At 44.4% G+C, this 8,271-nt stretch carries 7 protein-coding genes; 2 read left to right on the top strand and 5 right to left on the bottom strand.

Annotation, left to right across the window (positions count from 1 at the left end; translation table 11 throughout):
• From tnpA to dprA, 5 genes are all read right to left on the bottom strand, one after another.
• A partial coding sequence (gene tnpA / locus BUB35_RS12035) for an IS200/IS605 family transposase (RefSeq protein ID WP_143158987.1) occupies positions 1-168 on the bottom strand: 168 nt, incomplete at its 3' end.
• Positions 169-381: 213 nt separating this feature from the next.
• Positions 382-1,314, bottom strand: a complete 933-nt coding sequence (tsf, locus tag BUB35_RS12030; protein WP_072852070.1) for a translation elongation factor Ts — start codon at positions 1,312-1,314, stop codon at positions 382-384.
• Between the two features lie 87 nt (positions 1,315-1,401).
• On the bottom strand, positions 1,402-2,127 hold the full coding sequence (gene rpsB / locus BUB35_RS12025) for a 30S ribosomal protein S2 (protein ID WP_072852068.1): 726 nt from the start codon (positions 2,125-2,127) through the stop codon (positions 1,402-1,404).
• Positions 2,128-2,306: 179 nt separating this feature from the next.
• Entirely contained in the window at positions 2,307-4,454 is a 2,148-nt protein-coding gene (gene topA, locus BUB35_RS12020) for a type I DNA topoisomerase (RefSeq protein ID WP_072852086.1), read from the bottom strand.
• Between the two features lie 25 nt (positions 4,455-4,479).
• Positions 4,480-5,571 carry a DNA-processing protein DprA gene (gene dprA / locus BUB35_RS12015; RefSeq protein ID WP_084730669.1) on the bottom strand — a complete coding sequence of 364 codons (1,092 nt, stop codon included), beginning with the start codon at positions 5,569-5,571 and terminating at the stop codon, positions 4,480-4,482.
• A gap of 203 nt (positions 5,572-5,774) precedes the next feature.
• Between dprA and BUB35_RS12010 the strand changes: the two genes are divergently transcribed.
• Positions 5,775-7,307, top strand: a complete 1,533-nt coding sequence (locus tag BUB35_RS12010) for a YifB family Mg chelatase-like AAA ATPase (RefSeq protein WP_072852066.1) — start codon at positions 5,775-5,777, stop codon at positions 7,305-7,307.
• A 14-nt stretch (positions 7,308-7,321) separates the two neighbouring features.
• Entirely contained in the window at positions 7,322-7,993 is a 672-nt protein-coding gene (locus BUB35_RS12005; RefSeq protein ID WP_072852064.1) for a YoaK family protein, read from the top strand.
• Positions 7,994-8,271 lie beyond the last annotated feature (278 nt).

Below are 8,271 nucleotides of genomic sequence, written 5' to 3'. Positions count from 1 at the left end.
CTCCGCCTCTACAATATTTACACCTTTCCTTTCACATAATTCTCTTAATATCCTCCCAATATCTGCTTTTAACTTTTTATAAATCACCTGTCTGCGATATTTAGGTGCAAAAACAATATGATATTTGCATCTCCATTTGGAATGTGATAAACTTCTTATGTCATTCATTGACAAAACCTCCTGCTTCTATAATTTTGGTTGCCAGACCATTTTCATTATAACGCAGGAGGTTTCTTTCTTATACTAAAGTATTTTTACCTACCCCCAGTTGAACTGGGGGTTTTGTCATACCTGTTCGGCGTACAAGAAAAAACGGATAAAACCTTTTGCAAGGTTCTATCCGTTTTGGAATTCATAAGATGTGCAAAATATGTTTGCAGATTACTGCATAGCTTTTGCTACTTCGTCAGCAAAGTTTTCGTCTTTCTTTTCCAGACCTTCGCCTGTTTCGAAACGTACGAAACGTGTGATTTCGATAGGAGCGCCTACTTCTTTTGCTACGGAGTCAATGTATTTTTTCACTGTCAGATCGCCGTCTTTTACGTAAGGCTGTTCAACCAGGCAGAATTCTTTCATTTCTTTTTTCAGTCTGCCTTCGATCATTTTAGCAATGATGTTTTCAGGTTTGTTTGCGTTTTTAGGATCGTTTTTAGCCTGTACTGTCAGGATTTCTGTTTCTTTTTCGATGAAGTCAGCGGGAACGTCTTTTTCAGCGATGAATTTAGGGTTCAGAGCTGCAATCTGCATTGCAACGTTTTTGCCCAGTTCTTCCAGAGCGTCGCTGTCGTTATCGCAAGCCAGTTCGATCAGAACGCCGATTCTGCCGCCGCCGTGGATGTAGGAAACCAGTCTGCCGGAACCAGCTTTTTCGAATTTTTCGAAACGTCTGATGTTCAGGTTTTCACCGATAACTGCTACCTGCTGGCTCAGAGCTTCTTTTACTGTGAACTGAGGATCCAGATCCCATTTTTCAGCGAAGAAAGCATCCATATCTGTTGCTGTTGTTGTGGAAGCCTGTTTTGCAACTGCTGCAACATAATCTCTGAATACCTGGTTCTTTGCAACGAAGTCTGTTTCGGAGTTTACTTCTACGATTGTACCAACTTTGTTGTCATCGCTCAGGTAAACATCAACGATACCTTCGGAAGCAATACGGCCTGCTTTTTTCGCAGAAGCTGCCAGACCTTTTTCTCTCAGCAGTTCAACTGCTTTTTCCATATCGCCATCTGTTTCAGTCAGGGCTTTTTTGCAGTCCATCATGCCAACGCCTGTCATTTCTCTCAGTTCTTTTACCATTGCTGCTGTAATAGCCATGTTCTTTTCCCTCCGTATATTGGTTTTATGATAAGAAAGAGCTTCAGCCCGTGAATCGGCTGAAGCTCGGGCAAATTGCCTATGAAATTATTCAGCTACTGTTTCTTCAGCTGCTTCTGCGTTTTCCTGTTCACCCTGTTTGGATTCCAGAACTGCATCAGCTACTTTGGAAGCGATCAGTTTTACGGCGCGGATCGCGTCATCGTTACCGGGGATTACATAGTCGATTTCATCGGGATCGCAGTTTGTATCTACGATAGCAACGATGGGAATACCCAGTGTGTGTGCTTCCTGAACAGCGATTTTTTCTTTTCTTGTATCAACAACGAACATCAGATCGGGGATCTTCTTCATTTCTTTGATACCGCCCAGGTTCTTTTCCAGTTTTTCCATTTCGTGCATCAGGGCTGCAACTTCTTTTTTGGGCAGAACTTCAAAAGTGCCGTCTTCCTGCATTTTTTCCAGTTCTTTCAGTCTTGCAATTCTTGTTTTGATTGTGTTGAAGTTTGTCAGCATACCACCCAGCCATCTCTGGTTAACGTAGTACATACCGCATCTTTCAGCTTCTTCTTTGATGCATTCCTGTGCCTGTTTCTTTGTACCAACGAACAAAACTTCGCCGCCGTCAGCTACGATGTTGCAGATTTCAGCATAAGCTTCGTCTACTTTTTTAACGGTTTTCTGCAAATCGATGATGTAGATACCGTTTCTTTCTGCGAAGATGTATTCAGCCATTTTAGGGTTCCATCTTCTTGTCTGGTGACCAAAATGTACACCAGCTTCTAACAACTGTTTCATTGAAATTACGCTCATAGCGCACCTCCTGTGGTTTGTCCTCCGCATCATCCCCCGTGTCACCGAACTCTTCGGCACCGGACACAGGGCAGCAAATGCGTGTGTTTTTAAGTTACCTATGGGATTATAGCACAATCCCATACAAATTACAACCATAAATTATGGTTTTTTTCAACTTTTTCTGAAAAAACAGCGGGTTATTCCTCTGTATTTTCTTCTTTTTCCGGTTCAGGCTCCCGCATGTAGCCGCATTTTTCATTGGAGCATACGATTTTGGGATTTTTCTTGCCCTTTTCTTCCAGGAAACTGCCGCAGACGGGACATTTTTCCCCGGTAGGTTTATTCCAGGACATGAAGCCGCACTCGGGATTGTTTTCACAACCGAAGTAAGTTCTGCCTTTCTTTGTTTTCTTGATGAGAACTTTGCCGCCGCATTCGGGACAGTTCACACCGGCTTCTTCAAAGAAAGGTTTTGCGTTCTGACATTCCGGGAAACCGGGGCAAGCCAGGAATTTTCCGTATCTGCCATACTTAATGACCATGTTTCTGCCGCATTTTTCGCAGATCACATCGGTCACTTCGTCTTTGATTTCCACTTTTGCCAGTTTTTCTACTGCATTTTCCACTGCTGCATGGAAACCAGGATAGAAATCACGGATAATCTGTTTCCATTCTTCTCTGCCCATTTCCACGTCATCCAGACGTTCTTCCATATTAGCCGTGAAATCAACGTCCACAATATCCGGGAAATAGGTTTTCATAATATCGTTTACCACTTCCCCCAATTCTGTGGGATAGAGGTTTTTGGCTTCTTTTGTAACGTAGTTTCTTGCCTGAATGGTTGTCAATGTAGGCGCATAGGTACTGGGACGGCCTACACCGATTTCTTCCAGTGTTTTGATGAGAGATGCGTCTGTAAAACGCGCGGGAGGCTGTGTGAAATGCTGTTCCGGCAGGATTTCCAGTGCTTTCAGCACATCGCCTTCATTCAGCACAGGCATCTGCACATCTGCTTCTTCTTCCCCTTTGTTGTAAACTTCTAAGAAACCACGGAAAGTCAAACGGGAACCGGACGCACGGAAACTATATTCCCCTGCTGCCAGTTTTACCTGCATGGTATCATAAAGTGCAGGGCTCATCTGGCTGGCAACGAAGCGTTCCCAAATGAGTTTATACAATTTATACTGATCTTTTGTCAAAGATTCTTTGATGCTGTCAGGTGTCCGCTGTACATTTGTGGGACGGATGGCTTCGTGGGCATCCTGTGTTTTCCCTTTGGATTTATATACCACACGTTCGGGATTTACATATTCTTCCCCGAAGTTTTCACCGATATAGGAAACTGCTGCTTCGTATGCTTCATCGGAAATACGGAAGGAGTCCGTACGGATATAGGAAACCAGACCGACATTGCCTTCCCCTTTTACATGAACGCCTTCATACAGCTGCTGGGCAATGAGCATGGTTTTCTGTGTTGCCATGTTCAGATGCTTGCTGGCTTCCTGCTGCATGGTACTGGTGGTAAAAGGCGCAACGGGTTTCTTCTGGCGTGTACCTTTTTTCACTTCTTTGACGATGAAATCCTGTCCTTTCAGACCGTTTTCCACTTCCTGAACCACCTGCGCATTAGGCAGTTCCATTTTTTCACTGCCCTTGCCGTAAAATCTGGCTTCAAATGTTTTCTTTTCCGCATCGGTCAGCTTTGCGCCAATGGTCCAGTATTCGTCAGGAATGAAGCCGCGAATTTCGTCCTCTCTGTCGCAGATCAGACGCAGTGCAACAGACTGTACACGACCGCCGCTTAAGCCTTTTTTGACTTTCTTCCATAATAAGTCACTAACGGTATAGCCCACCATTCTGTCCAGCACACGACGTGCCTGCTGGGCATCTACCAAATCCATGTCGATTTCTCTTGCTTCAGAAATAGAGCGCTTTACCGCTGCCTTTGTGATTTCGTTGAAGGTGATACGGCTGATGTCCTTATCATCACCTAAGTTGAGAGCGTGAAGCAGATGCCAGCTGATGGCTTCCCCTTCACGGTCCGGGTCAGTTGCCAGATAGACTTTATCGGCAGCCTTCGCCTCTTTTTTCAGTTTGCTCAGCAAATCGCCTTTGCCACGGATGGTGATATACTTGGGTTCGAAATCATGTTCGATGTCAATGCCCATCTGGCTTTTGGGCAAATCGCGGATATGCCCCATGGAAGCCTCAATTTTATAATTGCTTCCCAGAAATTTTCCAATAGTACTTGCCTTTGCAGGAGATTCTACAATGACAAGGTATTTCTTTGACGCAGCTTTCTTGGTTGTTTTCTTTGGTTTTGCTGCAGTCGCTTCTTTGCTCATATCTTTCACCTCTCAGCCTTCTCTGTTAACTGCGGACATAGCCCGCCTGCTGTAATTTTCGAATATATCCAGTGATTTCCAACAGAGAAAGTACATATTGTATATCCTGAATTGGCTTTTCCAGCATCCGGCTCAATTCCTCAGCCGTTACTGGTGCAGCCTCAGTTATTTTCTCATAAATTTCCCGTTCTTCGGGTTCCAGTTTTTCTTCTACTTTTTCATAGAAACGAGTCTTTTCCTTTTCCTGATAGGATATGCCGAGTTCCTCTAAAATATCTCCCGATTCTGTAATGATTGGGCAGCCCTGTTTAATCAGGTTATTGGTGCCTTCGCTCAGTTTGCTGGTGACATTGCCCGGCAGAACAAAAACATCTCTGCCGTTTTCCAGCGCCAAATCCGCTGTAATCAATGTGCCGCTGCGTTTTCCTGCTTCAATGACAACAATCAGTTTGGAAAGACCGCTGATGATGCGGTTGCGATAGGGAAAATGATAAGGAACCGCTTTCGTTCCCGGCGGATACTCCGACAGCACACAGCCGTTTTCTATGATCCGCTCCATCAATTCCCGATTTTCCGCAGGATAACAAACATCTACGCCGCAGCCCAGAACAGCGATAGTTTTTCCGCCGCCGTCCATGATGCCTTTATGAGCAACAGCATCAATGCCTTTCGCCATACCACTGACAACAATTACGTTGGTCTGACCCAAATCCTTTGTAATGCGGTACGCCACAGACGAGCCATATTGAGAACATCTTCTGGCACCAATGACACCAATTTTATCAATATGGTCATCAGGCAGAGCGCCTTTCACATAAATCCCCAAAGGAGGATCATAAATCTGTTTCAGCAAATAAGGGTAGGACGGATGAAAATAGGAATAAAAGGAAATTTCTTTTTCCTCCAATTCAATCATCCATTCATCCAACATTTCCGGGTCGCGTTGGGATAAAATGGTATCTGCAAGTTTTGTGGCATTGCCCAAAGCACTGCGGATTTCTTCCGGTTCTGCGTAAAAAATGTTTTCCGCTGTACCAAATCTTCCCAAAAGCTGAAAGGCTTTCTTTGTGTTATGCAGTGTCACTCTTGCCAGCCACATCAGATACGTTTCTTCCACAACGTCGCCTCCTTATCCCCTTGCCAGTTACGCAATCTACTATATATGCTTTCTTTTCAAAATTCAATGATTTTTTTCTAAAAATTTGAAAATAATGTGAATTCCTATGCATGTACTAGTAGAAATCTCCAATTTTCATTGCACTTTTTCGTAAGAATTGTTATGATAAAAACATAATTTTTCAAGAGAAATGAGGCGAGGTCATGCTTTCCATTATTCATAGCGCCGCACTGCTTGGCATTGACGCTTATGCTGTCAATGTAGAAGTTGACTTAAGCAGCGGACTGCCTGCTTTTGACATAGTTGGGCTGCCAGATTCTGCAGTCAAAGAATCTCGGGAACGGGTACGCACTGCCATCAAAAACACAGGGCTTTCCTTTCCAACCAAACGCATCACAGTCAATTTAGCGCCGGCGGACACGAAAAAAGAAGGGGCGTCCTTTGACCTGCCCATTGCCGCAGGGATTCTGACTGCTATGGGAACCCTGCCTACTGACGCACTAGATGGATATTTATTGGCCGGAGAACTTTCTCTGGATGGTTCTCTGCGCCCCGTCAACGGCATTCTGCCCATGGTTTATGGCGCATTGCAGGACGGCATCACAAAGTGCTTTGTGCCCTATGAAAATGCCGAAGAGGCGGCTCTTGTGGAAGGCATGGAGGTCTATCCCCTCCATAGTCTGCGGCAATTAGTTGCCATTTTGCAAAATCAGGAAACATTACAGCCTTATCATGTAGATCTGGACAATCTCTTTGCTGATGACAAAGAATGGGAAAGTCTGGATTTTTCTCATGTAAAAGGACAGGAAAATGCCAAACGTGCTATGGAACTGGCTGCTGCTGGTGGGCACAATATCCTGCTTATCGGTCCTCCCGGTTCCGGTAAAACCATGTTGGCAAAACGCTTTCCCACCATACTGCCTGACCTGACTTTTGCAGAAAGCATTGAAATCACAAAAATCTACAGCGTAGCAGGTCTTTTGCAGAACAAAAACGCTTTGATTCACCACAGACCTTTTCGTTCTCCACATCATACCATTTCCGCTTCTGCCCTCACCGGCGGCGGCAGAATTCCAAAGCCTGGGGAAATTTCTTTGGCGCATAATGGTGTGCTATTTCTGGACGAATTGCCGGAATTTCAGCGTTCTGCGCTGGAAGTCATGCGGCAGCCCATGGAGGATGGAAAAGTCACCATTGCCCGTGTCAGCGGCACTTTGACATTCCCCTCTGATTTCATGCTGGTGGCAGCCATGAACCCCTGCCCTTGCGGTTATCTTGGCAGCGGGGATAAATGTCACTGCACTGTCAATGAAATTGCCAAATATCAGAGCAAAATCAGTGGACCTCTGTTAGACCGTATTGATTTGATGGTGGAAATGCCTGCTGTTGGCTATGAAGATCTGCAAAACAGTACTCCCGGCGAATCTTCCGCAGAAATCAAAAAACGTGTGGTAAAAGCCCACGAAATCCAGCTGCAGCGATATAAAAAGGAAGGAATTTTCTTCAATGCCCAGCTTAATGCCGCACAAGTGGAGAAATACTGCCCTCTTGGGGAAGCAGAACAAAAACTGCTGAAGGCAGCCTTCTCTTCTATGGACTTAAGCGCAAGGGCTTATCACAAAATATTGAAAGTTGCCCGAACAGCAGCCGACTTAGACGGCAGAGAAGAAATCACCGTCCGTCATCTAGCAGAAGTTCTGCAATATCGTTCTTTAGACAGAAAATACATGATATAACAGGAGATTGATCTATGACATTACATACAGACCAAATGTCCGATTCCTTCCGCATCGGCGCCATGCTGGCAGTTGTAGGTGGGTTTCTGGACGCATATACTTATCTGGCACGAGGTCAGGTTTTTGCCAATGCCCAAACAGGCAATATCGTCCTGCTTGGCGTGCACTTATCTGAAGGGGATTTCAAAAAAGCCCTTTCCTATCTGGTTCCCATTCTGGCATTTGTTGCTGGAATTTTTGTGGATGAATGGATCAAACATCGTCTGGAAGGAAAAGTAGCACTGCATTGGCGGCAGACGGTGCTTCTCATTGAAATTTTGGCTTTGATTGTCGTGATATTTCTTCCTCTGGGAAAAGCTGACCCCTTAGCCAATGCATTGGTTTCCTTTATCTGCTCTATGCAGGTACAAAGTTTCCGTAAATTTCATGGTATGCCTTATGCCACTACCATGTGTACCGGCAATCTGCGCAGCGGAACAGACCATCTGGTGAAATATTTCCAGACAAAAGACCCTTCCCGCAGAGAAAAAAGTCTCCATTATTACAGCATTATCCTATTCTTTATTCTAGGTGCTGCCATTGGCGCTGTAGGAACAAAACTCTGGGGCAGTCCTGCTCTGGTCATCTGCTGCATCCTGCTGGCAATTGCTTTTGCAATGCTCTTTGTAAAGCCAAAAACAGAATAAAAAGATACTCCTTTAGGGGCATCTTCATAAGAAAACAAAGCAAGCTGAAATCCTTATGATATAGAGGATTTCAGCTTGCTTATTTTTATAAGATTTTATTTGATATATTTTCTTCTGAAGACAGCCGTCGCAATTCCCCTTAAGAAATCAAAGAAAAGAAAAATCAATGTTTTCTTAAAGGGAAGTTGCTTTTCTTAAGAAGTATCTTTTTTTGTTTCAAAAAACCCGAAACACAAATTGTGTTTCGGGTTTTTACACTTATATTGATATGCAGATGA

Source organism: Anaerotignum lactatifermentans DSM 14214, from assembly GCF_900142265.1.
Taxonomy (GTDB): Bacteria; Bacillota; Clostridia; order Lachnospirales; family Anaerotignaceae; genus Anaerotignum; species Anaerotignum lactatifermentans.
The sequence above is the reverse complement of the archived record's forward strand: the minus strand, read 5'-3'. Positions and strand labels throughout refer to the sequence as shown.